Source organism: Oerskovia sp. NPDC060338 (genome assembly GCF_042726295.1).
GTDB lineage: Bacteria > Actinomycetota > Actinomycetes > Actinomycetales > Cellulomonadaceae > Oerskovia > Oerskovia merdavium.
Genome location: NZ_JBHXCQ010000010.1, coordinates 16486 through 43117, shown reverse-complemented (window position 1 = coordinate 43117; position 26632 = coordinate 16486). Strand labels below are relative to the sequence as shown.

Annotated in this window: 20 protein-coding genes; 6 read left to right on the top strand and 14 right to left on the bottom strand. The window is 73.2% G+C overall.

Features of this window, described 5'->3' with window-relative positions:
- Nucleotides 1-142: 142 nt before the first annotated feature.
- The 3 genes from ACFWGN_RS13255 to ACFWGN_RS13245 are packed head-to-tail and all read left to right on the top strand — an operon-like array spanning nt 143 to nt 5105.
- A complete protein-coding gene (locus ACFWGN_RS13255) occupies nt 143-1348 on the top strand; it encodes an N-acetylglucosamine kinase (protein ID WP_377617381.1) in 1206 nt (401 codons plus the stop codon).
- Nucleotides 1345-2232 (top strand): MurR/RpiR family transcriptional regulator, encoded by an 888-nt coding sequence (locus ACFWGN_RS13250; protein ID WP_191803465.1) that lies wholly within the window; start codon nt 1345-1347, stop codon nt 2230-2232. Before ACFWGN_RS13255 ends, ACFWGN_RS13250 begins: the two co-directional genes overlap by 4 nt.
- Nucleotides 2229-5105 (top strand): FAD-binding and (Fe-S)-binding domain-containing protein, encoded by a 2877-nt coding sequence (locus ACFWGN_RS13245; protein WP_377617379.1) that lies wholly within the window; start codon nt 2229-2231, stop codon nt 5103-5105. The genes ACFWGN_RS13250 and ACFWGN_RS13245 overlap by 4 nt, the downstream gene beginning before the upstream one ends.
- Before the next feature lie 90 nt (nt 5106-5195).
- On the opposite strand, the gene cimA is transcribed toward ACFWGN_RS13245, so the two are convergent.
- A complete protein-coding gene (gene cimA, locus ACFWGN_RS13240; protein WP_377617377.1) occupies nt 5196-6860 on the bottom strand; it encodes a citramalate synthase in 1665 nt (554 codons plus the stop codon).
- Nucleotides 6861-7246: 386 nt separating this feature from the next.
- Here cimA and ACFWGN_RS13235 point away from each other — a divergent pair, with 386 nt between their 5' ends.
- The gene (locus tag ACFWGN_RS13235; protein WP_377617375.1) at nt 7247-7825 is read left to right on the top strand and encodes a DUF6069 family protein; all 579 of its coding nucleotides are present in this window, start codon (nt 7247-7249) and stop codon (nt 7823-7825) included.
- Nucleotides 7826-7919: 94 nt separating this feature from the next.
- On the opposite strand, the gene ACFWGN_RS13230 is transcribed toward ACFWGN_RS13235, so the two are convergent.
- Together ACFWGN_RS13230 and ACFWGN_RS13225 are read right to left on the bottom strand one after the other, a co-directional pair.
- Nucleotides 7920-9050 carry a branched-chain amino acid aminotransferase gene (locus ACFWGN_RS13230; RefSeq protein ID WP_377617373.1) on the bottom strand — a complete coding sequence of 377 codons (1131 nt, stop codon included), beginning with the start codon at nt 9048-9050 and terminating at the stop codon, nt 7920-7922.
- Nucleotides 9051-9255: 205 nt separating this feature from the next.
- Nucleotides 9256-10299, bottom strand: a complete 1044-nt coding sequence (locus tag ACFWGN_RS13225; protein ID WP_056654478.1) for a 3-isopropylmalate dehydrogenase — start codon at nt 10297-10299, stop codon at nt 9256-9258.
- A gap of 280 nt (nt 10300-10579) precedes the next feature.
- Here ACFWGN_RS13225 and ACFWGN_RS13220 point away from each other — a divergent pair, with 280 nt between their 5' ends.
- Nucleotides 10580-11842 (top strand): ROK family protein, encoded by a 1263-nt coding sequence (locus ACFWGN_RS13220; protein ID WP_377617371.1) that lies wholly within the window; start codon nt 10580-10582, stop codon nt 11840-11842.
- 131 nt (nt 11843-11973) lie between these two features.
- Here the strand turns inward: ACFWGN_RS13220 and ACFWGN_RS13215 are convergent, their stop codons facing one another.
- The 6 genes from ACFWGN_RS13215 to ACFWGN_RS13190 form a co-directional block, all read right to left on the bottom strand.
- Nucleotides 11974-12819 (bottom strand): PIG-L deacetylase family protein, encoded by an 846-nt coding sequence (locus tag ACFWGN_RS13215; RefSeq protein ID WP_377617369.1) that lies wholly within the window; start codon nt 12817-12819, stop codon nt 11974-11976.
- Nucleotides 12816-13364 carry an ASCH domain-containing protein gene (locus ACFWGN_RS13210; protein WP_377617367.1) on the bottom strand — a complete coding sequence of 183 codons (549 nt, stop codon included), beginning with the start codon at nt 13362-13364 and terminating at the stop codon, nt 12816-12818. Before ACFWGN_RS13210 ends, ACFWGN_RS13215 begins: the two co-directional genes overlap by 4 nt.
- A 423-nt stretch (nt 13365-13787) precedes the next feature.
- Nucleotides 13788-14816, bottom strand: a complete 1029-nt coding sequence (gene ilvC / locus ACFWGN_RS13205; RefSeq protein ID WP_377617365.1) for a ketol-acid reductoisomerase — start codon at nt 14814-14816, stop codon at nt 13788-13790.
- A gap of 88 nt (nt 14817-14904) precedes the next feature.
- Complete coding sequence (gene ilvN / locus ACFWGN_RS13200) at nt 14905-15429, bottom strand: acetolactate synthase small subunit (protein ID WP_377617363.1); 525 nt, start codon at nt 15427-15429, stop codon at nt 14905-14907.
- A gap of 20 nt (nt 15430-15449) precedes the next feature.
- Nucleotides 15450-17369 carry an acetolactate synthase large subunit gene (locus tag ACFWGN_RS13195; protein ID WP_191803482.1) on the bottom strand — a complete coding sequence of 640 codons (1920 nt, stop codon included), beginning with the start codon at nt 17367-17369 and terminating at the stop codon, nt 15450-15452.
- Nucleotides 17370-17806: 437 nt separating this feature from the next.
- On the bottom strand, nt 17807-19624 hold the full coding sequence (locus tag ACFWGN_RS13190; protein WP_377617360.1) for an alpha-glucosidase: 1818 nt from the start codon (nt 19622-19624) through the stop codon (nt 17807-17809).
- A gap of 133 nt (nt 19625-19757) precedes the next feature.
- Between ACFWGN_RS13190 and ACFWGN_RS13185 the strand changes: the two genes are divergently transcribed.
- Nucleotides 19758-20222, top strand: a complete 465-nt coding sequence (locus ACFWGN_RS13185) for a GatB/YqeY domain-containing protein (protein WP_056654456.1) — start codon at nt 19758-19760, stop codon at nt 20220-20222.
- 193 nt (nt 20223-20415) lie between these two features.
- Here ACFWGN_RS13185 and ACFWGN_RS13180 read toward each other — a convergent pair whose 3' ends face one another.
- The 5 genes from ACFWGN_RS13180 to ACFWGN_RS13160 are packed head-to-tail and all read right to left on the bottom strand — an operon-like array spanning nt 20416 to nt 26594.
- Nucleotides 20416-21369, bottom strand: a complete 954-nt coding sequence (locus ACFWGN_RS13180; protein WP_377617358.1) for an NAD-dependent epimerase/dehydratase family protein — start codon at nt 21367-21369, stop codon at nt 20416-20418.
- Nucleotides 21366-23378, bottom strand: a complete 2013-nt coding sequence (locus tag ACFWGN_RS13175) for a class I adenylate-forming enzyme family protein (protein ID WP_377617357.1) — start codon at nt 23376-23378, stop codon at nt 21366-21368. Before ACFWGN_RS13175 ends, ACFWGN_RS13180 begins: the two co-directional genes overlap by 4 nt.
- Entirely contained in the window at nt 23375-24655 is a 1281-nt protein-coding gene (locus ACFWGN_RS13170; RefSeq protein WP_377617355.1) for a cytochrome P450, read from the bottom strand. The genes ACFWGN_RS13175 and ACFWGN_RS13170 overlap by 4 nt, the downstream gene beginning before the upstream one ends.
- Nucleotides 24652-25461, bottom strand: coding sequence for a glycosyltransferase (locus ACFWGN_RS13165; protein ID WP_377617353.1), 810 nt, complete (start codon nt 25459-25461; stop codon nt 24652-24654). The genes ACFWGN_RS13170 and ACFWGN_RS13165 overlap by 4 nt, the downstream gene beginning before the upstream one ends.
- Complete coding sequence (locus tag ACFWGN_RS13160) at nt 25458-26594, bottom strand: 3-oxoacyl-ACP synthase III family protein (RefSeq protein ID WP_377617351.1); 1137 nt, start codon at nt 26592-26594, stop codon at nt 25458-25460. The genes ACFWGN_RS13165 and ACFWGN_RS13160 overlap by 4 nt, the downstream gene beginning before the upstream one ends.
- Nucleotides 26595-26632: the final 38 nt, after the last annotated feature.

Genomic DNA, 26632 nt, shown 5'->3' with positions numbered 1-26632 from the left:
GACGTGAACCACAAGGAGGAGTAACCTCCAAGCAGCACGGCACCCCGACGCCCTCCCCGCCGCACACCTCCGGCCGGACGACACGCGTGGAAGTTTTCTCCGCGGTCTAGTGTTGTTCTGAAATTTCATGCCAGAATGAGGCGTGACCTGGACGCCGGACGTCGACCTCGCCCGCACGGAGAGCGCTACGGACGCCCTCACCTCTCCCGAGCCCCCACCCTTCCCGACGCCGCCCCGCTGGCTCGTCGCGATCGACGTGGGCGGCAGCGGGAGCCGGCTCGTCGCCGTCCCCCTGCCCGCCGTCCCCGCGCCCTCCGCCGACCGGCCGGACGCCGACCACCCCGCCGTCACCCCTGACGAGGCACGGCACCGCACCGAGCTCACGGGGCGCAGCGTCGCGATCGGAACCGACGGCAGCGACGTCGCCGACGTGGTGCGCGACCTGTGCGCGTCGTTCGTCGCGGCCAGGACCGGGCCCCACGGCGCACCCCCGGTCGTCGCCGCGGCCGCGGTCGGCGCGACGGGCCTCGCCACGCTCGTCCCGGACCCCGCCACGGTCCACGCCGCGCTCCGCTCGTCCCTCGCGACGGGCCGGACCGCGGTCGCGGCCGACGCCCTCACGGCCCACCTGGGCGCCCTGGGCGGGCGAGCGGGAGCCGTCGTCGCGGTCGGCACAGGAGCGATCGCGCTGGGCACCGACCTCCGCGACGTCTGGCGACGCACCGACGGCTGGGGGCACCTCCTGGGTGATCTCGGGTCGGCCTCGTGGATCGGTGCGCACGGGCTGCGGGCAGCCCTCGCGGCCCACGACGGGCGGGCGACCGGTGGTTCGCGTCCCCTTCTCGCCACGGCCCAGGCGCGGTTCGGCCCCGTGCCGACCTGGCCCGCCCAGCTCTACACGCGCGCCGACCGCGCCCAGGTCCTCGGGTCCTTCACGCCCGACGTCGCCGCGGCTGCTGCCGCGGGCGACCCCGCGAGCGTCCAGATCCTCACCGAGGCAGGCAGGCACCTGGCCGAGACGCTCGCCGCCGCGCTCGCTCCCGGCCTGCCACCCCTCGCCGCGGCCACGGGCGGGGTCCTCGCGGCCGGCCCGTCCCTGACGGGCGCCCTCGCGCGCCGGTTCGCGGCCCTGCGTCCCGACGCCGAGCTCGTCCCCTCCGCGGGCACCCCGCTCGACGGCGCGCTCCACCTAGCCCGGCTGCTTACCCAGGGCGCCACGAGCAGCACCACCGACGCTCCCACGCCTGCCGCTCCCCTCGTCGCCCGTGCACCCTGGCTGAGCCTCGGCGACGAACCCCCTGTTCCCGCACCGTCCACACCCACCCCGATCACAGGAGATCCGACATGACAGGTGACGGACTCGTCCGCATCCGACAGGCCCTGCCGACGCTCCGCCCCGCCGAGGCCCGGATCGCCGAGGCGGTGCTCGCGGACCCGACCGCCGTCGTCGGGTCGACGATCAACGAGCTCGCCGCGCGCGCCGGCGCCTCGCAGGCGACCGTCGTGCGGTTCTGCCGGGCGATCGGCTACGCGGGCTACCCCGAGTTCCGGATCGACCTCGCGCAGGCCACCTCGCGCCGCGAGATGGAGATGGAGCGCTCGAACGTCGCGCACGGCGAGATCAACGAGACGGACACGGCCGAGGACGTCGTCGCGAAGATCGCGTTCCACGAGGCGCGGACCATCGAGGAGACCGCGCGCATGCTCGACCTCGCGGCACTCGAGCAGGTCGCCGCGGCCGTCGCGGCCGCGCCGCGGATCGACGTGTTCGGCGTCGGGTCGAGCGGGCTCACGGGGCAGGACCTCGCACAGAAGCTCCAGCGCATCGGGCTCGTGTGCTTCGCGTCGCCCGACCCGCACCTCCAGCTCCAGTCGGCCGCGCTGCTCGGCCCGGGCGCGGTCGCGATCGGGATCTCGCACAGCGGGCAGACGGTCGAGACCAACCACGCGCTCGGCATCGCGCACCGGCGCGGGGCGACGAGCGTGGCGATCACCAACTTCCCCGAGTCGCCCCTCGCGCAGGAGGCCGACGTCGTGCTCGGCACCACGGCACGCGAGACCCAGTTCCGCTCAGGCGCGCTGTCGAGCCGCATCGCGCAGCTCGCAGTCGTCGACTTCCTGTTCGTCCGGGTCGCGCAGCGCCTGTACGACCAGACGAGCGCCAACCTCAAGGCCACCTACGACGCGGTCCAGCCCCACCGGCTGGACGGAGAGCGCAAGGCACGAGCATGACGACCGTCTCCGCCGCCACGACGCGGGCTCTCGAGATCCGCACGGACCTGCTGACGAGGGTCGCCCAGGCCCACGACGCGTCGCACTACCTGCTGCGCCCCGAGGCGGTCGCGCGCGCGCAGGACGTGCCCGACGTCGTCGCCGCCTTCGCCGAGGCCCGTCGCCGCGGGCTCCCGGTCACGTTCCGCTCGGGCGGGACGAGCCTGTCGGGCCAGGCGTCGGGCGCAGGGCTGCTCGTCGACACCCGCACGCGCTTCACGCGCGTCGAGGTGCTCGACGACGGCGCGCGCGTGCGCTGCCAGCCGGGCGTGACGCTGCGCTCGGTCAACGGGCGGCTCCTGCGCCACGGGCGACGGCTCGGCCCCGACCCCGCGAGCGAGATCGCGTGCACGATCGGCGGCGTCGTCGCGAACAACTCCTCGGGCATGGCGTGCGGCACGGTCGACACGGCCTACCGCACGATCGAGTCGATGACGCTCGTCCTGCCGAGCGGCACCGTGCTCGACACGGGAGCACCCGACGCCGACGACCGCCTGCGCGCGCTCGAGCCCGCGCTCCACCGCGGCCTGGCCGCGCTGCGCGACCGGGTGCGGGCGAGCGAGGCCATGCGCGCGACCATCGCGCACCAGTACTCGATGAAGAACACCATGGGCTACGGGGTCAACGCGTTCGTGGACCACGAGTCTCCCGTCAAGATCCTCGAGCACCTGGTCGTGGGGTCCGAGGGGACGCTGGCCTTCGTGGCCGACGTGACGTTCCGGACCGTCCCGCTGCTCCCCGCGGCCTCGACCACGCTCCTGGTCTTCGACGCGCTCGAGCAGGCGACCGACGCGCTCGCGACCATCACGGGCTCGGGCGCGCGGGCCATCGAGCTGCTTGACGCGGCGTCGTTGCGCGTCGCGGCGGCCGACCCGCTCGCCGACGCGTCGATGCGGGTCTTCGCGGCCGCGACGACCCAGACGGCCCTGCTCGTCGAGTACCAGGCCACGAGCGCCGAGGGGCTCGAGCCGTTCGAGGAGGCAGCGCGCGCCGTCGTCGGCTCGCTCGACCTCGCGACGCCCGCCGAGCTCACGCGTGACCCCGCGGCCCGTGGGCGGCTGTGGCGCGTCCGCAAGGGCCTGTACACCGCGGTCGCGGGAGCCCGCGCCCCGGGCAGCACGGCCCTGCTCGAGGACCTGGTCGTGCCGGTCCCCGACCTCACCGCGACGGTCCGCGACCTGGGCGGGCTCTTCGCGCAGCACGGCTACGACGACGCCGTGACGTTCGGGCACGCCAAGGACGGCAACCTGCACTTCATGATCACCCCGCGCCTGTCCGACGACGGCGAGCTCGACCGCTTCGCGGCCTTCACCGAGGACATGGTGGGCCTGGTGCTCGGCCGTGGCGGCTCGCTCAAGGCCGAGCACGGCACGGGCCGCATCATGGCGCCGTTCGTCCGGCGGCAGTTCGGCGACGACCTGCACGCCGTGATGCGCGAGGTCAAGGCACTGTGCGACCCCGAGGGCATCCTCAACCCCGGCGTGCTCCTCACCGACGACGACGAGGCGCACCTGCAGCACCTCAAGCTCGTGCCGCCCGTCGGGACGGCCGCAGCGGGAGACCTCGCGGACGTCGTCGACCGGTGCGTCGAGTGCGGGTACTGCGAGCCCGCGTGCCCGTCACGGACGGTCACGACGACTCCTCGGCAGCGCATCGCTCTGCTGCGCGAGATGGTCACGGCCGCCCCGGGCGAGCTCCGCGAGCTCGAGCGCGCCTACGAGTACTCCGCGGTCGACACGTGCGCGGTCGACTCGCTGTGCGTGACCGCGTGCCCCGTCGGGATCGACACGGGCAAGGTCATGAAGGTCCGTCGCGCGCAGCGCCACGGGGCCGTGGTCCAGCGCGCCGGGCGCGTGGCGGCCGACCACTGGGGCGGCGCGGTCACGGGCCTGCGCGGCGCGCTCGGCGTGGTCGACCTGGTGCCCACGCCCCTGGTCACTGCCGCGTCGAAGGTGGGGCGCGCGGTGCTGGGCGACGACGTCGTGCCGCTCGTGGGGCCCGACCTCCCGGGGCCCGGACCGCGACGGGTCTCCCCCGGTGACCGCCCGGCGCACGGCGCGGCGAGCGTCGTCTTCTTCCAGTCGTGCATGGGCTCGCTCTTCTCGCCCGCCGACGCCTCGCCCAGCCCGGGCGGCGTCGGACCCGCGTTCCTCGCGCTGTGCGAGCGCGCCGGGATCTCGGTCGCGATCCCCGAGGGCGTCGAAGGCCTGTGCTGCGGCACGCCCTGGGTCTCCAAAGGGCTGACCGACGGCGCCACGGCGATGGCCGAGCGGACCTTCGACGCGCTCTGGGCGGCGACCGACGGCGGCCGCCTGCCCGTCGTCTCGGACGCGTCGAGCTGCACGCACGGCCTCGAGCGGGTCGGCTCGCACCTCGTGGGCGAGGCGCGCGACCGGTTCGAACGGCTGCGCGTGCTGGACGCCGTGACGTTCGTGCGCCACGACGTGCTGCCCGCGCTCGAGGCGGCCGGTCGCGACCCGCGGACCGCGGGCAGCACGTTGGCCTCGCTCGTCCTGCACCCGACCTGCTCGTCGATCCACCTGGGGGTCGTCGGCGACCTCGAGGCGGTCGCGCGCGCGGTGGCCGACGACGTCGTGCTCCCCCTCGACGCGGGGTGCTGCGGCTTCGCGGGCGACCGCGGGATGCTCCATCCCGAGCTCACGGCCGCGGCGACGCGCGCCGAGGCCGCCGAGGTCGCTGCCCACGCACACGAGCACGGCCGCGCGGAGGCGTACGCGTCGAGCAACCGGACGTGCGAGATGGGCCTGAGCCGGGCGACGGGCGAGGACTACGTGCACGTCGTCGAGCTGCTCGAGGCCGCCACCCGCCGCTGACGCGGGCGCGGGAACGGGCGTGACCGGGAGGCCACGCCCGCTCCTGCGTCGCAGGGGCCGGGCCGAGCGGACGCCGGGACCTGCCGGAGATCAGCGCGGCAGGACGCCCGCGTGGATGAGCCCGTAGATCGCGGAGTCCGTCAGCGCCTCCCAGGCCGCCTCGATGAGGTTCGGCCCGACGCCGACCGTCGACCAGGACGTCGCCCCGTCGGTCATCTCGATGAGGACGCGCGTGATGGCATCCGTGCCCTGCTCGGTGTCGAGGATGCGGACCTTGAAGTCGATCAGCTCGAACGCCTCGATCTCCGGGTAGACGCGCCGCAGCGCGAGCCGCAGCGCGTGGTCGAGCGCGTTCACGGGCCCGTTGCCCTCGCCCGTCTTGACGATGCGCTTGCCTCCGGCGTGCAGCTTGACGGTCGCCTCGGCCGTCGCCTCGGTGCCACGTCCCCCGGCCCGCTCGACGATCGTGCGCCAGCTCTCGACCCGGAAGTACTGCGGCCGCTCGCCCGCGATCTCCTCCCGCAGCAGCAGCTCGAACGAGGCGTCCGCCGCGTCGTAGGTGTACCCGCGGGCCTCGGCCTCCTTGACGCGGTGCGTCACGCGCGAGAGCACGTCGGCCTGGTCCGACAGGTCGAAGCCCATCTCGCGGCCCTTGAGCTCGATCGACGCGCGGCCTGCCATGTCCGAGATGAGCATGCGCATGTCGTTGCCCACGAGCGTGGGCTCGATGTGCTGGTAGAGGTCCGGGTCGACCTTGATCGCCGAGGCGTGCAGCCCGGCCTTGTGCGCGAACGCGCTCGCCCCGACGTACGGCTGGCGCGCGTACGGGGAGATGTTGGTGATCTCGCTGATCGCGTGCGCGATGCGCGTGGTCTCCTGCAGGCCGCCGTCGACGAGCAGCGTGCGCCCGTGCTTGAGCTCGAGGTTCGCGACGACCGTGATGAGGTCCGCGTTCCCGGTGCGCTCGCCGTAGCCGTTGACGGTCCCCTGGACGTGCGCGGCCCCTGCGGCGACGGCCGCGAGCGAGTTCGCGACCGCGCAGCCCGAGTCGTTGTGCGCGTGCATGCCGAGGAGGGGGTCGCCGGCCTGGGCGAGGAGGCCGTCCGGGATCCCGACGGTGTCGCGCAGGTCCGTGACGATCTCGCCGACCCACTCGGGCAGCATGCCGCCGTTGGTGTCGCACAGCGCCACGACCTCGGCTCCCGCGGCGAACGCGGCCTCGACCGCGGCGCGCGAGTAGGCCGGGTCGAACCGGTAGCCGTCGAAGAAGTGCTCGGCGTCCAGGACCACGCGACGCCCCTCGGCCACGAGGAAGGCGACCGTGTCGGTGATCATGGCGAGGTTCTCGGCACCGGTGGTCCGTAGCGCGCGCTCGGCGTGGCGGATGTCGGACTTCGCGACGAGCGTCACGACGGGCGCCTGAGACGCGACGAGGGCGAGGACCTGCTGGTCGTCCGCGGCCCGGATCCCTGCCTTGCGCGTGGCGCCGAACGCGGCCAGCACGGCGTTCTTGAGCGTGAGCTCCTTGGCCGCGCGCGAGAAGAAGTCGGTGTCCTTGGGGATGGCCCCGGGCCACCCACCCTCGATGAACCCCACGCCCAGCTCGTCGAGCAAGGGCGCGATCGCGAGCTTGTCGGAGACGGAGAGGTTCATGCCCTCCTGCTGCGCGCCGTCGCGCAGGGTCGTGTCGTAGACGTGGAACGTCGAGGGTGCGCTCGCTGTGGCAGGAGCTACGGGGTTCACCTGGGAAGTCATCGTGCCGCTCTCTGGGGAGAATCTCGGGGTCCAGCGGTGCCGCCTGGGCGAGACCACTCTAGGTGGATCAGGGCGGGACGCTTCTGCGCGCCACCGGGTGCTCGTCGTTCCCACGCGCCGGGCTGTCGCTCTCGTGAAGCTCGTGCCCGGCGCTTCGAAGCCCGACGGGGGTGGTGTCAGGCAACAAAAAAACCCCCCGAGGGTGCGGGAGGTTTGCGCGTCCGGTGTGGTGGCCGGGCGCGCTACTCGATAATGAGGTGGGAGACGAGGTGTGTCACAGGACACATGCTGCCACAGCAGCCACGAGGATGGGACGGTGTCCACGGACTGAGCACCCCGACCAGTGAGCGCCCGGAACGGCAGCCTGCAACGACAGGAGACGCACCATGAGCGACCCGAACTTCCCGCCCCGCGGCAACGTCCCGCAGCCCGGCTCCCCCGGATTCCCCCAGGGAGTGCCTCCTGCGATCCCGCCCGTCGTCCCGCCCGACCCGCGGGCCGACTTCCCCGCACCGCACGAGCCCGTCAACCCCGCGGACCCGCGTCTCGCGGTCGAGGTGGGCCGCTTCTGGGCCGGCGCCGCCGCCACTGCGCTCGTCGCGGCGCTCATCGGCCTCGTGGCGGTCATCATCCTCGAGCGCATCTTCTCGTTCACGCTCGTCCCACCGCCGGACATCTTCACGACCGGCTCGCACCAGGCCGCGTTCGCGATCGACGGGGCGATCCTGGCCCTCCTCGCGGCGGGCCTGCTGCACCTGCTGATCCTCACGACGCCGAGGCCGCGAGCGTTCTTCGGTTGGATCATGGCGCTCGTGACCGTCGTCATCACGGCCCTGCCGTTCGCCTGGACGTCGGACACCACGTCGGCCGCGCTGTCCGGGCTCGTGAACCTGCTGATCGGGGTCGCGGTCTGGTCGCTGCTCGCGGGGGTCGCCGGCCGGACGATCGTGCGCCGGGCGGTCTGAGACCTGGAGAGACGCCGGGTGCGGAGCACCCGTCACCGATCGCGTCGATCGGTGACGGCTGCTCCGCACCCGGTGGCAGGTCAGCGGCGGTCCGTCAGGCCAGGCGCGTCATCCAGCCGTGCCGGTCGGCCGCACGGCCGTTCTGGATGTCGGTGAGCTCGCCGCGGATCGCGAGCGTGAGCTCACCCGCGCCGCCGTCGGCGATCGTGTGGTCGAAGTTCGACCCGCCCAGACGACCGATCGGCGTGACGACCGCCGCGGTCCCGCACGCGAAGACCTCAGTCACGGCGCCCGAGCGCATGTCGGCCAGGAGCTCCTCGAGCGGGATGCGACGCTCGTTCACGTCGTGCCCGCGGTCCGTGAGGAGCTGGATGATCGACGAGCGCGTCACGCCCTCGAGGATCGAGCCCGTGAGCTCGGGGGTCTCGACCGAGCCGTCCGCCTTGACGACGAACACGTTCATGCCGCCGAGCTCCTCGAGGAAGGTGTTCGTCGACGAGTCGAGGAAGCAGACCTGCTCGAAGCCCTTCTCCTGCGCGAGCGTCTGCGGCAGGAGGCTCGAGGCGTAGTTGCCGCCGCACTTGGCGTCTCCCGTGCCTCCCGCGCCGGCGCGGCTGTACTCGCGGTCGACCCAGATCGAGACGGGCTTGACGCCTCCCGAGAAGTACGGGCCCACGGGCGAGGCGATCACGAGGTACTCGGCCTCGAGCGAGGCGCGCACACCCAGGAACGACTCCGAGGCGTACATGAACGGACGCAGGTAGAGGCTCGCCTCCTCGCCGTCCGGGACCCACTCGATGTCGGTGCGCACGAGCGCCGTGATCGAGCCGATGAAGTCGTCGACCGAGAGCGCGGGGAGCGCGAGACGGTGGGCCGAGCGGGCGAAGCGGGCTGCGTTGGCCTCAGGACGGAAGGTCCACACGGACCCGTCCTGGTGGCGGTACGCCTTGAGACCTTCGAAGATCTCCTGGGCGTAGTGCAGGACCGCGGTGGCCGGGTCGAGCTGGAGCGGACCGTACTTCTCGATGCGGCGGTCGATCCAGCCGTCGGTCGCGTTCCAGCTGATCCGGGCCATGTGGTCCGAGAACACGGTGCCGAACTTGGGGGCGGCGATCGCTGCGGCCCTCGCCTCGGGAGAGGTGGGGGTGTCCGAGGGGCGGATGTCGAAGAGCGCGACGAGGTCCTCGGCCGAGGAAGCGGGCTGCGCTGTGAGGGGGGAAGTCATGTCATGGGCCTTTCACCTGGCGACCCGGGTGGGTTCGTCGCCTAGTTTTCCATGACGGAGCGCCTCGTGGCGCCCGCAGGGCGGGCGAGAACTCCCGGGTCTTCGAAGAGGACGTGGGAGCGGTGAGGACGGCAGAGGGTGCGCGCCGCCGTCCGACCCCCGCGCGGGGGGACGAACGGCGGCGCGACGGCGAATCGGGGACCGATCAGCCGGCGACGCGGGCAGCGAGCTCGCGCCCCACCTCGGCCGTCGACCGTACTCGGCTCCCCCGCTCGGCGAGGTCCGCGGCGACCGCGGCCTCGACGCGCTGCGACTGCTCGGTCAGGCCGAGGTGGTCGAGCAGCATCGCGACGGACAGGACCGTGGCGGTGGGGTCCGCCTTGCCCTGGCCCGCGATGTCGGGGGCCGAGCCGTGCACCGGCTCGAACATGGAGGGGGCCGTGCGGTCCGGGTTGATGTTGGCCGAGGCTGCGAGGCCGATGCCGCCCGTGATCGCGGCGGCCTGGTCCGTCAGGATGTCGCCGAACAGGTTGTCGGTGACGATGACGTCGAATCGCGACGGGTTCGTCGTGAGGAAGATCGTGGCTGCGTCCACGTGCAGGTAGTCCGTGGTGACGTCCGGGAACTCGGCGTTGACGGCCTCGACCGTGCGGCGCCACAGGTGGCCGGCGTGGACCAGGACGTTGTGCTTGTGCACGAGCGTCAGGTGCTTGCGGGGGCGCGCCTGGGCGCGGGCGAACGCGTCGCGCACGACACGCTCGACGCCGAACGCGGTGTTCACGGAGACCTCGGTCGCGATCTCGTGCGGCGTGCCGACGCGCAGCGCGCCGCCGTTGCCGACGTACGGCCCTTCGGTGCCCTCGCGGACGACGACGAAGTCGATCTCGCCCGGGTCCGCCAGCGGGGACTTCACGCCGGGGTACAGCTTGCCCGGGCGGAGGTTGACGTAGTGGTCCAGCGCGAAGCGCAGCTTGAGCAGCAGGCCGCGCTCGAGGACGCCCGACGGGACCGTGGGGTCGCCGATCGCGCCCAGGAGGATCGCGTCGTGGGTGCGGATGGCCGCGAGGTCCTCGTCCGTGAGGGTCTCGCCGGTCGCGTGCCAGCGGCGCGCACCCAGGTCGAAGGGGGTCGTGGAGACCTTGACGTCGGAGCCCGTGAGAGCCGCCTCGAGGACCGCGAGGCCCTGCTCGACGACCTCGATGCCGATGCCGTCTCCGGCCACCACTGCCAGTTCGATGTTGCGCGTCATGCGACGAACGCTACGCCCGGGCGCCAGTCCTCGGGACGCCCATCTCACCCCTCGAACGCTCCCGACGGCGCGATCCGCGAGTTTCCGCGGCCCTTCGCCATGCGGTGCGCCGGGATGCGCTCTCTTCGCCGCCAACGATCGCAGCGCGCCTCGGCGATGGTGTACAAGCGGCCGATCCGGGCCACCGATGGCCGCGCCTGCATCTCAACTTGCACAAATCGCCAGAGTAGGGAACTCTTAGGAAACTTTCCTAAGACGCTGGCAGAGAGGCCGCAACGACGTGTCCCGCACGCACATCCCAGGAACACCGGGACTGCTCCGCACGATCAACGACCGCGCAGCGCTCGAGCTCCTGCTCGACACCGGCCCCATGACACGGTCCCAGATCGGCGACCTCACCGGCGTCTCCCGCCCTACATCCTCCCAGATCGTCGCTCGCCTCGAGACCGCCGGGCTGATCGAGGCGACCGGAGCGGTCCAGGGGGCGCGCGGTCCGCAGGCCGTCATGTACGCCGCGCGCACCGACGTCGTCGTGGGCCTGGCTCTCGACGTCCTCCCGACAGGAGTGCAGGCGAGCGTGGTCGACGCCCGCGGGAACGTCCTCGGCGCGGCCGAGGTCCCCACGTCCGCGGAGCGCACCGCGATCCGCGACGTCCGCGCCGCGTGGGACGCTGCCTGCGCGGACGCGGGCGTGCCCGTCGAGCGGGTCGGGACGATCGTCGCCGGGGTCCAGGCTGCGGCCGACCCGGTCAGCGGGGACCTCTGGCTCGTGGGTGACCTGCCGGGGTGGCCCCTGCTCGCCGTCCGCTCGCTCCTCGAGGAGGATCTCGGCGTCCCGGTCCGGATCGAGAACGACGTCAACCTCGCCACGATCGCCGAGCGCGACGCGGGCCGTCGCACCGAGAAGAGCTTCTCGCTGCTCTGGCTCGGCGGAGGCATCGGCCTCGGCACGCTGATCGACGGGTCGCTCCACCACGGCGCGACGGGGGCCGCGGGCGAGCTCGGCTACCTGCCGGTCCCCGTGACGGTCCGCGAGTACGACGACCACTCGATGAACCTGCAGGACCTCGTGGGCGGGCGCCGCTTCGAAGAGCTCGCTGGCCGCCACGGCGTCCCGGGCGAAACCTACGACGAGATCCTCGCGGCCATGGCTGCCGACCCCGACAGCCCCGCGGTGGTGGCGCTCGTCGAGGACTTCGGTCGTCGTGTCGCTGCCGTGGTGCAGCCGGTCGTCGCGGTCGTCGAGCCGCACCTTCTGGTGCTCGGCGGCCCCACGTGCATCGCGGGCGGGCAGCGGCTCGCGGACGCGACCCGCAGCCACCTCATCGACACCGAGCAGGGCGTGGCGCCCATCGCGCCGACCCTGGTGCCGGTCGCCCCCGTGCTGCGCGGGGCCGAGGCCGTCGTCGCGGCCGACGTCCGCTCCCTGCTGCTCGACCGGGTCTCGCTGCACCTCGCGGACCACGGCGCTCCGCCCGTCTCCTCCCCGGCGGCGCGCCCCAGCACGACGACCGCCGCCCGCGCGCCCTCGCACTCGGGGTAGCTCCTCTCACCTGCCCCGACGGGTGGTGGTCGCGGCCTGGGACGGCGACCACCACCCACCCTCTGGCGGTCGTGGCCCTCCTGCCCGACGGCGGAGCGCACCATGCGCCGTCCGCTCGCCGCGATCTCCGCTCACCCCAGCAGGGCGCGCACCTCGGCCGCCGTGGTCGCCCGCCCGTAGTCGGCGAGCTGGAACGACTCGGCGTACTCCCCGACGGGGTCGAGGCCTGCCGCGGCGACCGCCGCGCGCATCTCGGGCTGGGTGTACAGGTACGGCTCCCAGTGCTCGAGCACGAACGCCCGCTGCCCCGCGGGGTCGCTCGCGGGCGGGACCTGGTCGAGCAGCCCGCGCTGCCAGGGCGCGAACTCCAGGAACTGCGAGGCGTGGGCCAGGCAGGCCCGCAGCTTGGCCTCGATCGTGCTGCTCACGTCGACCACCACGTCGTGCCGGTGGTGGGCGAGCGCGTCGTGGTCGGGCATGAGCAGGCACACGGGCGGGATCGCCAGGGCTGGGACGCGGGGCACGACGTTCGCGAGCCCGACGACGGAGACCGCCTCGCGCACGAGGCGTCCGGCCGCGCGGTTGTCGAGATGGCCGGGGCACTCGTCGTGGAACGTGACGACCAGGTCCGCCTGCCAGCGGCGGATCCTGGCGACCACCTCACGACGGAGCGCGATGCCCGGCACGAGCTCGCCGTCGTGCTCGTCGAGGATCTCGTACTCCTGCACGCCGAGCTCGCGCGCCGCGGCGAACGCCTCGGCCGCACGCCGGCGCGCGAGAGCCTTGCGGGGCGTCGACCAGTGCCCGGCGTCGCCGTTCGTCAGCGACAGGAACTTCACGCCGTGACCGGCCAGGGCGAGCCGTGCGGCGATGCCTCCTGCGTACTCGTCGGGTTCGTCGGGGTGCGCCGCGACGACCAGGACACGCAGCCGGTCGGCGAACATGCCCGAGGCCGTCTGCAGCTCCGCTGGAGTCATCGCTTGCGCGGGAACCGCAGCTCGAAGCGCTCGCAGACCACGGGCATGTCGTCGCGGAACTCGTGGCCGACCAGGACCCTCGTGAAGTAGTCGCGGTGCCCGGCACGCCATGCCTCGAGCGTCCGGTCGTCCTCGCCCTCGGCCGCCGCGAAGTCGGCGTCGACCTGGTCGAAGGGCAGGATCTCGACGGACGTGGTGCGGATCAGCGCACGCGGGTGGCCGTCGCCGTCCAGGATGATGGACAGCTCGCCGACGGCCGGCACCGGGGTCTCGTCGTCGTACTCCCAGTGCGAGGACGACGTCGCGGTCTTCTCGCCCGAGAGCACCGCGTGGAGCAGCCCGTCGGCGAGCTCGGGGTTGTCGCCGAACGACCAGGCCGGGGGCGGGACGGTCGCGGAGACACCGAACCCGGTCACCACTCCGACCTTGCCCTCCCCCGCACGCACGCGCGCGGTCTCCCAGAACTCCAGGAGCTCTGCGGCTCGCGGGTCCTCGCTCGAACCGGCGCTCGTGCCGTCTGCCCTGCGGTCGATGTCGTCGCTCATGCGTCCATGGTGGACCACGGAGCGCCGGACTGCCCGTCTTGTCGCACTTTCACCGGTGGATGTCGCTCAGAATCCACCCGGTCGACCGTCTCGTCGGAGGAGCACGTCCCCCTCGGCGAACCGGCACGGCCCCCGGCGCGAGCACCTGTCGCCCTGGCGGACCTACCCCGTCGCCCCGGGCGCCAGCACCCGTCATCGTCACCGCAGGCGCGACCGTGCGCACGCACAGGTACCGAGGCGCGACCCGAGCGACCGAGGAGGCACCGCCGTCGGGCCGTGCGATCCGGACTCCCGACGACGCAGAAGGAGGGTGACCCGTGCTGCGCGATCGTGGTCGGGTCTGGCGGGAGGCCGCCAGGCCGGATGGAAGATCGCGCAGCACGGGTCACCCTCCTCAGAAGGTTCGCCGGAGCGGAGCGGAGGTCAGCGACCGACCGAACCCTCGGCGTAGTCGTCGTCGCCCGACTTCGCCCACGCGAACATCCCGCGCAGCTCGCGGCCCGTGGCCTCGATCGGGTGCGCCTCGCCCTTGGCGCGGAGCTCCTTGAACTCGGGTGCGCCCGCGTCCTGGTCGTCGATGAAGCGCTTCGCGAACGCGCCGTTCTGGATGTCCCCGAGGACGGCCTTCATGTTCTCCTTGACCCGCGGGTCGATCACGCGGGGGCCCGAGACGTAGTCGCCGTACTCGGCCGTGTCGGAGACGGACCAGCGCTGCTTGGCGATGCCGCCCTCCCACATGAGGTCGACGATGAGCTTGAGCTCGTGCAGGACCTCGAAGTAGGCGATCTCCGGCTGGTAGCCGGCCTCGGTGAGGGTCTCGAAGCCGTACTGGACGAGCTGCGACACGCCACCGCACAGGACGGCCTGCTCACCGAACAGGTCGGTCTCGGTCTCCTCGGTGAACGTCGTCTTGATGACGCCGGCACGCGTGCCGCCGATAGCCTTCGCGTACGAGAGCGCGGTGTCCCACGCGTGGCCCGACGCGTCCTTCTCGACGGCGATGATGTCGGGGATGCCGCGGCCCGCGACGAACTCGCGACGCACCGTGTGGCCCGGCGCCTTGGGGGCGACGAGGATGACGTCGACGCCCTCGGGGGCCTCGATGTAGCCGAAGCGGATGTTGAAGCCGTGCGCGAACGCGAGCGTCTTGCCGGCGGCCAGGTTCGGCTTGATCTCGTCGTTGTAGATCGAGCGCTGGTGCTGGTCCGGCGCGAGGATCATGATGAGGTCGGCCCACTGGGCGGCCTCGGCGACCGTCTTGACCTCGAAGCCCTCGTCGGTCGCCTTGGCGATCGACTTGGAGCCTTCCTTGAGTGCGATGACGACCTGGACGCCCGAGTCGCGGAGGTTCAGCGCGTGCGCGTGCCCCTGGCTGCCGTATCCGACGACCGCGACCTTCTTCTGCTGGATGATCGTGAGGTCGGCGTCGTCGTCGTAGAAGAGCTCTGCCACGGTGTTACTCCTTGGGTTCTTGAGGTGATGCCGAACACGATAGTTCGACGGCGGTGGGCAGTGTGGGGGTGTCCACCGGGAGGACGGGTCAGGCGGACCGGTGGGCGCGGTCGAGCGCCCGGTCGGTGATGGAGCGGGCGCCACGGCCGACGGCCACGGTGCCGGACTTGACGATCTCACGGACGCCGTAGGGCTCGAGCGCACCGAGGAGGGCCGCGAGCTTCTCGGGCGTGCCGGTGGCCTCGATCGTCACGGCGTCGGGGACGACGTCGACGACCTTGGCGCGGAACAGCTCGACGACCTCGAGGACGCCCGTGCGGTTGGCGCCGTCGGCGCGGACCTTGACGAGCAGCAGCTCGCGCTGGACCGACGAGGCCTGGTCGAGCTCGACGATCTTGATCACGTTGACGAGCTTGTTGAGCTGCTTGGTGACCTGCTCGAGCGGGTTCTGGTCGACGTCGACGACCACGGTGATGCGCGAGATCTCCTCGTGCTCCGTGGGGCCCACGGCGAGCGAGTGGATGTTGAACGCGCGCCGGGCGAACAGGCCCGCGACGCGCGTGAGCACGCCGGGCTTGTTCTCCACGAGCACGGAGAGGGTGTGACGGGACATGGTTGCGGCTCTCCCCGGACTCAGTCTTCGCGGTCCCACGCGGGCGAGATGCCGCGTGCGTACTGGATGTTGTCGTTGCTGACGCCCGAGGCGACCATGGGCCACACCATCGCGTCGCGCGAGACGTTGAAGTCGACGACGACGGGACGGTCGTCGATCTCCATGGCGCGCTTGATGGCGGCGTCGACCTCGCTCTTGGACTCGACCCGGATGCCCTCGCAGCCGTAGGCGTCGGCGAGCTTCACGAAGTCGGGAACGCGCTGCGTCCCGCGCCCCGTGTGGAGGTCGGTGTTGGAGTAGCGGGACTCGTAGAACAGGGTCTGCCACTGGCGGACCATGCCGAGCGAGGAGTTGTTGATCAGCGCGACCTTGATGGGGATCTCGTTGATCGTGCAGGTCGCGAGCTCCTGGTTGGTCATCTGGAAGCAGCCGTCGCCGTCGATCGCCCAGACGGTCTTGTCGGGCTGGCCGACCTTGGCGCCCATCGCGGCGGGGATCGAGTAGCCCATGGTGCCGAGCCCGCCCGAGTTGAGCCACGTCTTGGGGTGCTCGTAGCGGATGAACTGGGCGGCCCACATCTGGTGCTGGCCGACGCCCGCGACGTAGATCGAGTCGGGGCCGGAGATCTCACCCAGGCGCTGGATGACGTGCTGCGGGGCGAGGTGGCCGTCCTCGGGCTCGGAGTAGCCCAGCGGGTAGGTCTCGCGCCAGTCGTCGATCTGGTGCCACCAGGCGCCGAGGTCCGGCTTGCCCTTGGCGCCGTGCTCGCGCTCGAGCTCGGGCACGAGGTCCGAGAGCACCTCGCGCAGGTCGCCCACGATCGGGACGTCGACCTCACGGTTCTTGCCGATCTCCGCGGGGTCGATGTCCGCGTGGACGATCGTGGCGTGCGGGGCGAAGCTCGACAGCACGCCCGTCACCCGGTCGTCGAAGCGCGCGCCCAGGGCGACGATGAGGTCGGCCTTCTGGAGCGCCGCGACCGCGGGGACCGTGCCGTGCATGCCGGGCATGCCGAGGTTCTGCGGGTGCGAGTCGGGCAGCGCGCCGCGGGCCATGAGCGTGGTCACCACGGGAGCGCCCGACAGGTCCACGAGCCGGCGCAGCTCGGCCGAGGCGTTGGCGCGGATCGCGCCACCGCCCACGTACAGCACGGGGCGCCTGGCCGTCGCGAGCAGGCGGGCGGCCTCGCGGATCTGCTTGGAGTGCGGCTTGGTCACGGGGTGGTACCCGGGCAGCTGGAGCTCCTGGGGCCACGAGAACGTGGTGCGGGCCTGCATGGCCGACTTGGCGATGTCGACGAGGACGGGCCCGGGACGCCCGGTCTGGGCGATGTGGAAGGCCTCGGCGATGACGCGCGGGATCTCGTCCGGGTCGGTCACGAGGAAGTTGTGCTTGGTGATCGGCAGGGTGATGCCGACGATGTCCGCTTCCTGGAAGGCGTCGGTCCCGATCAGGGACGCGCCGACCTGGCCCGTGATCGCGACGAGCGGGATCGAGTCCATGTTGGCGTCGGCGATGGGCGTGACGAGGTTCGTCGCGCCGGGGCCGGACGTCGCCATGGTCACGCCGACTCGACCGGTCGCGTGGGCGTAGCCCGAGGCCGCGTGGCCGCCACCCTGCTCGTGGCGCACGAGGATGTGGCGGAGCTTCTTGGAGTCCATGAGCGGGTCGTACGTGGGCAGGATCGCGCCGCCGGGGATGCCGAAGACGACGTCCACGCCGGCTTCCTCGAGCGAGCGGACGATCGACTGCGCGCCCGTGACCTCCTCGGGCCCGACGACGGAGCTCACCGCACGTTCGCCCGGCGCCGCGGAGCGGGCTCGGCTCTCGGGGCGGGCTGCGACGCTCGCGGGGGACGGGGCTGGCTTCGGCGCCGCGGCCTCACCGGCGGGCGCGGGGGCGCTCTGCGTCGGCGGTGCCGGGTGGGGACCCTGGACCATCGGTATCTCCTGTTTCTCGGTGGCGGCTGGCTGCCACCGGCTGGATCGAGCTCACCGTGGTGGTGCTGGTACTGCTCTTGGTGCTGGTGCTGCTCTCCGTGCTGTGCGGTCGCGGTGTGGTGCGACGGTGGCCGCTTCCGGGGCGGGGTGTGCCCGGAGGGAGGGCCGTGACAGTCGTGGTCGTGACATGAAAAAACCCCTCGTACCCGGTGAGGGCTCTTCGAGGGGTGAGCGCGCTGACGAGACCTGGTTGCTTGGCCTCAGCCGGCGCGCTCAGGAAGTACTACGAGAAGGATCGTCTGCACGTTGTGCACACTACGCCCTTGCCTCGGGGATGTCATGCGTCGAGCCGGACGTCTCAGGGAATGGGACGTCCGGCCCGACGGCGGTGGCCGGCCCGGGTCCGACGGGTCGCCTCCCCGCGGCCCGGGACGGGCTCACGACCTCCTCAGGACCACGCCTTCCCAGGGGCGCAGCGCGCCGGCTCGGCCCGCGCTCGCGTCGTCGTGCGTCCCGATCAGCACCTCGGCGCCCTCCCAGCCGGCCAGGACCTCCGGGGGGACCTCCTGCTCGGCGCCGCCGACGTTGACCAGGACGAGCAGCTCGTCGCGCGACGCCGTGCTCGCGGCGGCCGCTGCGCCGTCGGGCCCCTCGGCGGGCGCGGGCAGGTCGAGCGTGCGCGTGAACGCGTACACGGCCTCGTGCTCCGGGAGCAGCATGTGGAAGTCACCCAGCGCGACGACCGCGACGTCGTGGCGCAGCGCGACCAGGCGGCGGTAGAAGTGGAAGACCGAGCCGTCGTCGGCGCGCTCGGCCTCCGCGTTGATCGTGACGTGGTTCGGGTTGACCGCGAGCCACGGCGTGCCCGTCGTGAAGCCCGCGTGCTCCGACGCGTCCCACTGCACGGGAGTACGGGCGTTGTCGCGGCTCATGGCGCGCAGCGCGACGAGCATCTGCTCCTCGGTCGCGACGCCCGCGTCGACCAGCTCGTGGAAGTGCCCCAGGGACTCGATGTCCTGGTACTGGTCGATCGACGTGAAGCCCGCGTTCGTCATCCCGAGCTCCTCGCCCTGGTAGACGTACGGGGTCCCCCGGTGCAGGTGCAGCAGCAGCGCGAGCGCCTTGGCCGAGGCGACGCGGTGCTCGCCGTCGTCCCCGAACCGCGACACGATGCGTGGCTGGTCGTGGTTGTTCCAGTAGAGCGAGTTCCAGCCGCGCTCCGCGAGCCCCACCTGCCAGCGCCCGAACGTCGCCTTGAGGTCCGTCAGGCGCAGAGGCTTGACGTCCCACTTGCTCGACCCGTGGTCGATGCCCACGTGCTCGAACTGGAACACCATGTCGACCTCGCGGCGCTCGGGATCCGTGAAGAGCACGCCGTCCTCGATCGTGACCCCCGGGGTCTCGCCCACCGTCAGGAGCTTCTCGGGCCGCCCGGCGAAGACCTCGCGGTGCATCTCCTGGAGGAACTCGTGCACGCGCGGGCCGCTCGTGTAGAACGGGCTGCCGTCTCCGTACGCGCCGTAGTGGACCTCGCCGTCGGGCAGCCCCGGGACCTTCGAGATGAGGTTGATGACGTCCATGCGGAACCCGTCGACGCCGCGGTCGAGCCACCACGTCATCATGTCGTGGACCGCGCGGCGGACGTCCGGGTTCTCCCAGTTGAGGTCCGGCTGCTTGCGGGAGAACAGGTGCAGGTAGTACTCGCCCGTCGCCTCGTCGTACTCCCACGCGGGGCCGCCGAAGAACGAGCGCCAGTTGTTGGGCTCGGCCCCGGGCGTGCCGGGCTCCATGCCCTCGCGCGCCGGGCGCCACCAGTACCAGTCACGCCGCGCGTCGGTTCGGCTGGAGCGCGACTCGCGGAACCAGGCGTGCTCGTCCGAGGAGTGGTTCACCACCAGGTCCATGACGACCCGCAGGCCCCGGTCGTGCGCCGCGGCCAGCAGCCGGTCGAAGTCCTCGAGCGTCCCGAACATCGGGTCGATGTCCTGGTAGTCGCTGATGTCGTAGCCGTTGTCGTCCTGGGGCGAGCGGTACACGGGCGAGAGCCACACGACGTCGACGCCCAGGGCCACGAGGTGGTCGAGCCGCCGCTCGATCCCGGGCAGGTCACCGATCCCGTCACCGTCCGAGTCCTGGAAGGACCGCGGGTAGACCTGGTAGACCACCGCGCTCGTCCACCAGGGCGGCTCCCCGGCGGACCAGCCGCCGACCGGGCGGGCAGGAGGGGTGGTGGTCGGTTCGGTCGATGCGCTCACGTCGTCGAGCCTCTCACCGCTCCTGGTCGGGTGCGCGCCGGGACGCGCCGGGAAGGGCGCTTCCCACCCCGGGCGGTGGGCGAGAAGCGCAATGGCGTAGGACCTGAGGCCCCGCACCAGGCACCATTGACCCATGACCACCACGATCGAGCGGCTGACCGCCGACCTCACCACCGCCATGAAGGCCCGCGACGACTTCGCCAAGAACACCCTCCGCCAGGTCATCGGCGCCGTCCGCACCGCGGAGAAGTCCGGCTCCGCGGCGCACGAGCTCAGCGACGCCGAGGTCCAGACCGTCCTGGCCGCCGAGGTCAAGAAGCGACGCGAGAGCGCGCAGATCTACCTCGACGCCGACGCGCCCGAGCGCGCCGAGAACGAGACCGCGGAGGCCGACTTCATCGAGAAGTACCTGCCCGCGAGCCTCACGCCCGCCCAGCTCGACGCGCTCGTGGCCGACGCGATCGCCTCGACCGGCGCCTCGTCCATGAAGGACATGGGCAACGTCATGAAGACCGCGACGGCCGCCGCGAGCGGCATCGGCCGCGTCGACGGCAAGGCGCTCTCGCAGGCCGTGCGTCAGGCGCTCGCCGCGCTCTGAGAGCCCTGCCGGACCTGGCTGCCCTACCGGCCCACCGGCCCATCGCGGTCGCAGCGAAGAAGACCCTGGCGCACGAGGCAGGACCCTGAGGGGTCCGCCTCGCGCGCCAGGGTCTTTCTCGTGCGTGGGCCGTGACGCCGCGTGTGCTGCCGCCCGTCCTGCACGTCAGGAGCCGGCCGTGACTCCCGGGGCCTCACCACGCCTCGGCCCCCACGAGCGACGTGGCCCGCGGCTCGACCCCCAGGACCTCGCGCAGCACCGTCAGGTCGTAGGTCCGCTCGACCGCGAGATGGCTGACCGCGTACCGCGTGAGCCGCGGCGGCTCGGTCCGCCGCGTCCAGCGCGAGAGGGCCTCGGCGCACGCGGCGAGCACCCACCCGGGGCGGGCCGGGATGCCGGTGAGCGTGACGCCGTCGTGCCCCCTGCGGTGCAGGAGCTCGACCAGGACCTCGCCCAGGACCACGGGCTCGGCGTCGGCGACGTTGACGACGAGCGCCTCACCGCCCGGCAGGTCCACCGTCGAGGCCGCGAGCACCGCGTCGACCAGGTTGTCGACGTGCGTCAGCGACTGGGCCGCGGTCCCGTCCCCGACCAGGACCAGCCGTCGCCCGCGGACCGCCGCCTCGATCCGCGGCAGCAGCGTGGTGTCGCCGGGGCCGTAGACGGCGTGCGGGCGCAGGATCACGACGGGGCCCCGACCGGGGGTCCGGGCGTCGGCCACGAGCACGCGCTCGGCTGCCGCCTTGGTGCGCCCGTACGCGTTGAGGTAGCGGTCGACGGGGGCCTCGCGCTCCTTCCCGCGGACCGTGGGGGTGTAGGGGTCGTAGACGCTGCCCGAGGACACGTGCACGCACCGGGCTGCGGGGAACGTCTCGCGCACGGCACGCGTGCCCTCGACGTTGGTCGCCCAGGCGACGTCGGGGGCTGCCCAGTCGGAGACCGCGGCCCCCGCGTGCACGACGACGTCGAGCGCGGGCGGGTCGGCGAGCGGCCCGGCGGCGAGGTCCCACGTCCGGTGCTCGGCCCCGTCGACGCGCGCGTCGCGTCGCGAGAAGGTCCACACGCGGTGCCCGTCGGCCACGGCGCGTCGGGCGACCGCTCCCCCGACGAACCCCGAGGCCCCCGTGACCCCGATGCGCAGGCTCACGTGGTGCCCGTACCCGTGCCAGTGCTCGCCCTGGGCTCCGCGCCTGCGAGGTGATGCGCGGCCGCACGGGACAGGGCCGCGCGGTCGGGCTTGCGGCTACGACCTGCGAGCGGCAGGTGGTCGGCGTGCAGCACGAGGTCGGGCAGCGCGCCGTGGTCGAGCACGGCCGGCAGCGCCGAGCGCACGCTGCGGACGAGCGGGTGGTCGCTCGTCAGGACGGGCGCCCTCCCCTGCCCGACGGCGGCGCTCACCGCGGGTGCGAGGGTTGCTCCCGTCGCGGGGGTCACCGGTGCCGGGGCTGCCGAGGACGTGCGGGGAGCGTGCGCTCCCCGGGTGTCGCGGACTGCTGCGTCGTCACTGTCACCGGCACCGTGGCGCTCGACCCCGTCGCCCTGGCCGTCGCCTCGGAGGTCCACTGTGCCCGGGTGGTCCCCTGTCCATGGGCCGCTCGCGTGGCGCGACGTCACGACGAGCACGACCTTCTCGTCGCCGTCGTCCTGGAGGACTCCCACGAGCGAGGCCTCGCCGACCCCGGGCAGCGCGGCCAGGCGCGGCTCGAACAGGCCGGGATAGATGTTCACGGTGCCGCGGATGATCATGTCGCGCGTGCGCCCGACGAGCACGATCCGTCCCTGCTCGTCGAGGTAGGCGAGGTCGCCCGTGCGGTGCTCGGTCACGGGCGGCTGCCCGCCGTCGAGGTGCGACAGGTAGCCCTTCATGAGGGAGGGACCACGCAGGACCAGCTCGCCCACGAGAGGGTGGGGTGCCGTCGCGGGGGCGTCCGGCGCGGCGGTCGAGCCCCTCCCGGCGGTCGAGCCCTGCCCGAGCCCCTCGTCGGGTTCCACGGCGCTCGTGTCGACGACCGCCTCGATCCCCGGCAGCAGGGGCCCGACCAGGTCGCCGTCGCCCGCGTGCGCGAGCTTGTCGTCGGCCTCGACGACCGCGATCGGAAGGATCTCGGTCGTCCCGTAGACCCCGATCCAGCGTGTGCCCGGCAGGAGGCGGCGCGCACGGTCGAGCAGGGGGCGCGTCACCGGGGCGCCGCCGACGAGCGCGACCTGCGGGCCGCGCGCAGGGGCTCGTCCCGACTCGACCGCGTCGAGCAGGAGCGTGAGGTCGGCGGGCACGAGGTACGTCCCGGCCTCGCCGGCCGCGTGCCGGGCGAACGTCACGACGTCCTGCCCCGGGGTGCCCGGAGGGATGGACCACGTTCCGCCCGCGAGGAGAGCCGGGATCCCGAGCAGCATCTGGTCGGTGTGCACGACCCCGCCCGGTTCCAGGGAGAACGCCCCGGCCAGCAGCGCGCACCCCGAACCCAGCGAGCCCACCGAGTGGACCACAGCCTTGGGGTCGGAGGTGGTGCCGGACGTGAAGACCACGAGCGCCTCGGCATCCAGCGGCAGGTCCGAGACGGGCGTTGCCCCCGCGACGAACCGGCGGCGCCCGCCGCCGTGACGCCCCGTCGCGAGCGAGCGCGCCGACAGCGAGCGGCCCGGGACCCCGGGCAGCCACCTGCCCGAGCGGACGTGGCGCAGGGGCAGGCTCGCGTAGTCCGGCAGCAGGAGGCCGCGCGACCTGGCCACGTGCCGCAGCGGCCCGCGCGAGACCGCGTAGAGCAACGCCTCGGTCATGGCCCAGCGGGGGTCCGCCGCGGTCACGCGCGCCCCGAAGAGCTCGGGGGTCGAGCCGGGGTCGACGAACACGATGACGCCGCCGAGCCGCACGACCGCGAGCGCCAGGACGATCCCCTCGGGTCGGGGCCGGACCGAGAACAGCACGCGGTCCCCCGCGCGCAGCCCTTCACGGTGCAGGGCGTCGGCCGTGGCCTCGACCCGGCGCATCAGCTCCCGGTAGGTCAGCTCCTCGCGCACGTGGTCGTGCGGGGCGCGGTCTGCACGCACCCGGTGGATGGGTCTCGACCACCAGCGCAGCGCCACCGCGTCGCCGAGCCCTCCCCGCGCGTGGACGCCGATGGTCTCGATCAGGTGCTCCGTCGTCGGGCCGTTCATGTCTCTTCCCCTGCTTCCTGTACTGCCGACTGCTCTCCGCCCACCGGGCGCGCCGCGATCTCGAGGCGCCGGTAGGACGGGATGAGGACTCCCCGCGCGACCTCGCGGTCGGTGACCGCGAGCGTGCGCCCCGCCGCCGCGAGCGGGCGCAGCGCGTCCAGGACCGCTCCCACCTGGGCCATGGCGAGCGGCATGCCCAGGCAGAAGTGCGGGCCCGCGCCGAACCAGAGGTTGCGCAGGACCGGGTCCGCGTCACGGTCAGGTGCGAACGGGCCGCCCGCCCGGCAGCACGTCACGGTCGCGATCACGACCCGCTCCCCCGCGCGCACCGGCACGGGGCCCACGTGGTGCGCCGAGCGGACCGATCGCAGCATCGCGGGCGTCGGGACCGTGACGCGCAGCGCCTCCTCGACGACCCGCCCGCGCAGCGGGTCGCCCGGCTCGGCCCGCAGCAGGCGGTCCGTCCAGCCCGTGTCGGTCGCGAGCGCGACCAGGCGCGGCGTGAACGACTGGATGGTCTCGGTGCCCGTCATGACGAACGCCCCGACCGCACCCAGCGCCTCGCGCTCGCTCAGGCCCAGACCGCGCATGCGCCCGGGGACCGTCGACGGGTCGCCGTCGCGGTACGCCGTGCGGGCCGGCTCGCTCAGGCGGTCCAGGACCTCCCGGGCGTGACGGACCTGGGTCGGGGTGAGGCTGCGGCGGTGCAGGCGCACCATCCCGACGACGGACTGCGCAGCGACCATCGCGTCGCGCACCGCGGCGTCCGTGGGCGGCAGCCCGGTCATGCGGCAGATCACGGTGCCCGCGAGCGCCCCGACCTCGCCCACGAGGTCCACGGTCTCGCCCGCGAGCAGTCGCGGCGCGAGCGTCCCCAGCGAGGCCCCGGCCTCGGTCGCCGTGAGCTGCGCGACCGAGCGCGGCGTGAAGAGCCCCGCGAGGGCCCGGCGCAGCGTCGCGTGGTCCTCGCCCTCCATGTTGAGCAGGACCGACGGACCCAGCACGGGGGTCCACAGGTCCGAGGGTGCCCCCGGGCCGACCTTGGAGAAGTGCTCGGTGTCGAGCAGCACCTCGCGGGCGGTCACGGCGTCGTTGACGACGATCCCGAGCCCCGGGACGCGCACGACCGGTCCGCGCCGGGCAAGCGCCCGGAACGCCGGGTAGACGAGCGGGTGCGCCCCGCGCTGGACGCGCTCCTCCCAGCGGTGGGCGGCGCGGGCCGCGGCGTCCTCCACCGTGGCCGGGCCGCCCCTCCTCACCGTCGACGACGTCGTCATCGGATGTCCACGACCTCGGGCTTGTAGCGGTGGTCGGCGTACCAACCCAGGGTCCGCACGAGCCCCCAGGCGTGCGCTCGGCGCGTCGAGGCCCGCACCACGACCTCGGGGTGCGCCCCGTAGGACGACGTGAGGCGGCGCACCTCGTTGACCAGGGCACGGTCCTCGTGGAGGTCCTCGATCGCGGTGCGGGGAAAGCCGCCCGCGCGCTCGTAGAGGTCCGCGGTGATCGCCATGTTGCACCCGGGCGCCATGACGTACGGGCCGAGGTAGGACGGGTCCTGGTTGCCCGGACGGAACTTCCCGAACGTGCTCGCGAGGCTCACGGCCCCCGACAGGACGGCCTGACGCACGCGGGAGACCGGCAGGTCGTCGGTGCGCGCCACGATGCGTCCGGCCACCAGGTCGTGCCCGACGGCGAACGCCGCCTTCACGCGGACCGTCCAGTCCGGCGGGGGGACGCAGTCCGCGTCGGTGCGCGCTAGGTGGGTCGCGCCCCCGGCGATCGCGGCTCGCATGCCCGTGTCCGCCGCGGCGCCCGTGCCCTTCTGCTCCTCGGTCACGAGGCGCCAGCGCGGTTCGGCCCAGTCGGCGATGGTCGCCTGGACGAGGTCCGGGGTGCCGTCGGTCGAGCCGTTGTCCACCACGACCAGGTCGAAGTCCCGGTCCTCCTGGGCCCGCAGTGCACGCAGGGTCGTGAGGATCCCGTGCTCGTGCGCCTCGTCCAGGGCCGGGACGACGACCGCGAGCCGGACCGGGCGCGCCTCGTGGCGCGCCTCGCCCCCGCCGGGCGCGGGCGCGCTCACAGCCGCACCGCCATGGCGCCGATGCTGATCCCGCCGGCGAGACCGACCAGGAGCACCACGTCGCCCGGACCCACACGGCCGCTCTCGAGCGCGGTCACGAGCTGGAGCGGCAGCGTCGCGGAGGCGACGTTGCCGTGCTCGGCGACCGTGACGATCGTGCGGTCCTCGGGCAGCCCGAGGGCCTCGTGGACGTCGGCCAGGTAGGCGACCGCGACCTGGTGCACGGCCACGAGGGCCACGTCGTCCCACGTGAGGCCCGCACGCACCAGCGCGTCGAGGATCACGCCGGGACCCAGCGCGAGGAAGGCGTCACGCAGGCGCGACCCGTCGATCTCGAAGTACGTGCGGTCGAGGTCGCGCGGGAACGCCGTGCCGCCACCGGGGAGCATGCCGACGTCCCAGTGGCTCGACTCGGCGCCGAACGCGCTCGCGAGGATGCCGCGCGGCCTGTCCGAGCACGCGCAGGTCCCGTGCGCGGGCCCCGACCCCTCGCCGTGCCCCGTTGCGCGCTGGACCAGGACGGCCGCTCCGGCGTCGGACATCGTGTAGCCCGGCGCGGACAGCAGGTACGTCGCCCGGTCCGGGACGTCCCACCGGACCGCGCGCGAGGGCGCCTCGCCGCACGCGACCAGGACCGTCGCGTACCGTCCCGTCGCGACGAGGGCCTCCGCGACCTCGAGCGCGTTGAGGACCGAGTTGCACGCGTTCTTGACGTCCATGACCGGGGCCCGGACGCCCAGCTTGGCGGCGACGATGTGGCTCGTGGCGGGCTCGACCATGTCCTGGCTCGCCGAGGCGAAGATCAGCAGGTCGACGTCGGCCGCGCCCAGGCCCTGGGACGCGAGCAGCGTGAGCGAGGCGGCGACCGCGAGGTCCGAGGCGTTCCAGTCGTCGGGCAGGACGTGGACCTGCTGCACACCGGTCAGGCGCGAGACCATCGGCAGACGAGGCACCGCCCCCGGTCGGCTCGAGCGGGCGAGCGCCCGCTCGGCGTCCGCAACCTGCACCGTGCGCTCGGGCAGGTGGACGCTCACCCCTGCGAGAACCGCGACAGGAGCGGGCGGGACAGGAGCCGAGACGACGGGGTGGCGGGCGCCCGAGGGGCGCACGGAGAGGTCAGCGAGGATCGGCACTCGCGACAGCGTAGCCACGGAACGGCCGCGGTCGGGGG

Excerpts from the sequence above, each read along its gene's own strand:
- ACFWGN_RS13250 (WP_191803465.1), top strand. The coding sequence starts at position 1,345 with ATGACAGGTGACGGACTCGTCCGCATCCGACAGGCCCTGCCGACGCTC.
- ACFWGN_RS13245 (WP_377617379.1), top strand. The coding sequence starts at position 2,229 with ATGACGACCGTCTCCGCCGCCACGACGCGGGCTCTCGAGATCCGCACG.
- cimA (WP_377617377.1), bottom strand. The coding sequence starts at position 6,860 with ATGACTTCCCAGGTGAACCCCGTAGCTCCTGCCACAGCGAGCGCACCC.
- ACFWGN_RS13235 (WP_377617375.1), top strand. The coding sequence starts at position 7,247 with ATGAGCGACCCGAACTTCCCGCCCCGCGGCAACGTCCCGCAGCCCGGC.
- ACFWGN_RS13230 (WP_377617373.1), bottom strand. The coding sequence starts at position 9,050 with ATGACTTCCCCCCTCACAGCGCAGCCCGCTTCCTCGGCCGAGGACCTC.
- ACFWGN_RS13225 (WP_056654478.1), bottom strand. The coding sequence starts at position 10,299 with ATGACGCGCAACATCGAACTGGCAGTGGTGGCCGGAGACGGCATCGGC.
- ACFWGN_RS13215 (WP_377617369.1), bottom strand. The coding sequence starts at position 12,819 with ATGACTCCAGCGGAGCTGCAGACGGCCTCGGGCATGTTCGCCGACCGG.
- ACFWGN_RS13210 (WP_377617367.1), bottom strand. The coding sequence starts at position 13,364 with ATGAGCGACGACATCGACCGCAGGGCAGACGGCACGAGCGCCGGTTCG.
- ilvN (WP_377617363.1), bottom strand. The coding sequence starts at position 15,429 with ATGTCCCGTCACACCCTCTCCGTGCTCGTGGAGAACAAGCCCGGCGTG.
- ACFWGN_RS13195 (WP_191803482.1), bottom strand. The coding sequence starts at position 17,369 with ATGGTCCAGGGTCCCCACCCGGCACCGCCGACGCAGAGCGCCCCCGCG.
- ACFWGN_RS13185 (WP_056654456.1), top strand. The coding sequence starts at position 19,758 with ATGACCACCACGATCGAGCGGCTGACCGCCGACCTCACCACCGCCATG.
- ACFWGN_RS13175 (WP_377617357.1), bottom strand. The coding sequence starts at position 23,378 with ATGAACGGCCCGACGACGGAGCACCTGATCGAGACCATCGGCGTCCAC.
- ACFWGN_RS13170 (WP_377617355.1), bottom strand. The coding sequence starts at position 24,655 with ATGACGACGTCGTCGACGGTGAGGAGGGGCGGCCCGGCCACGGTGGAG.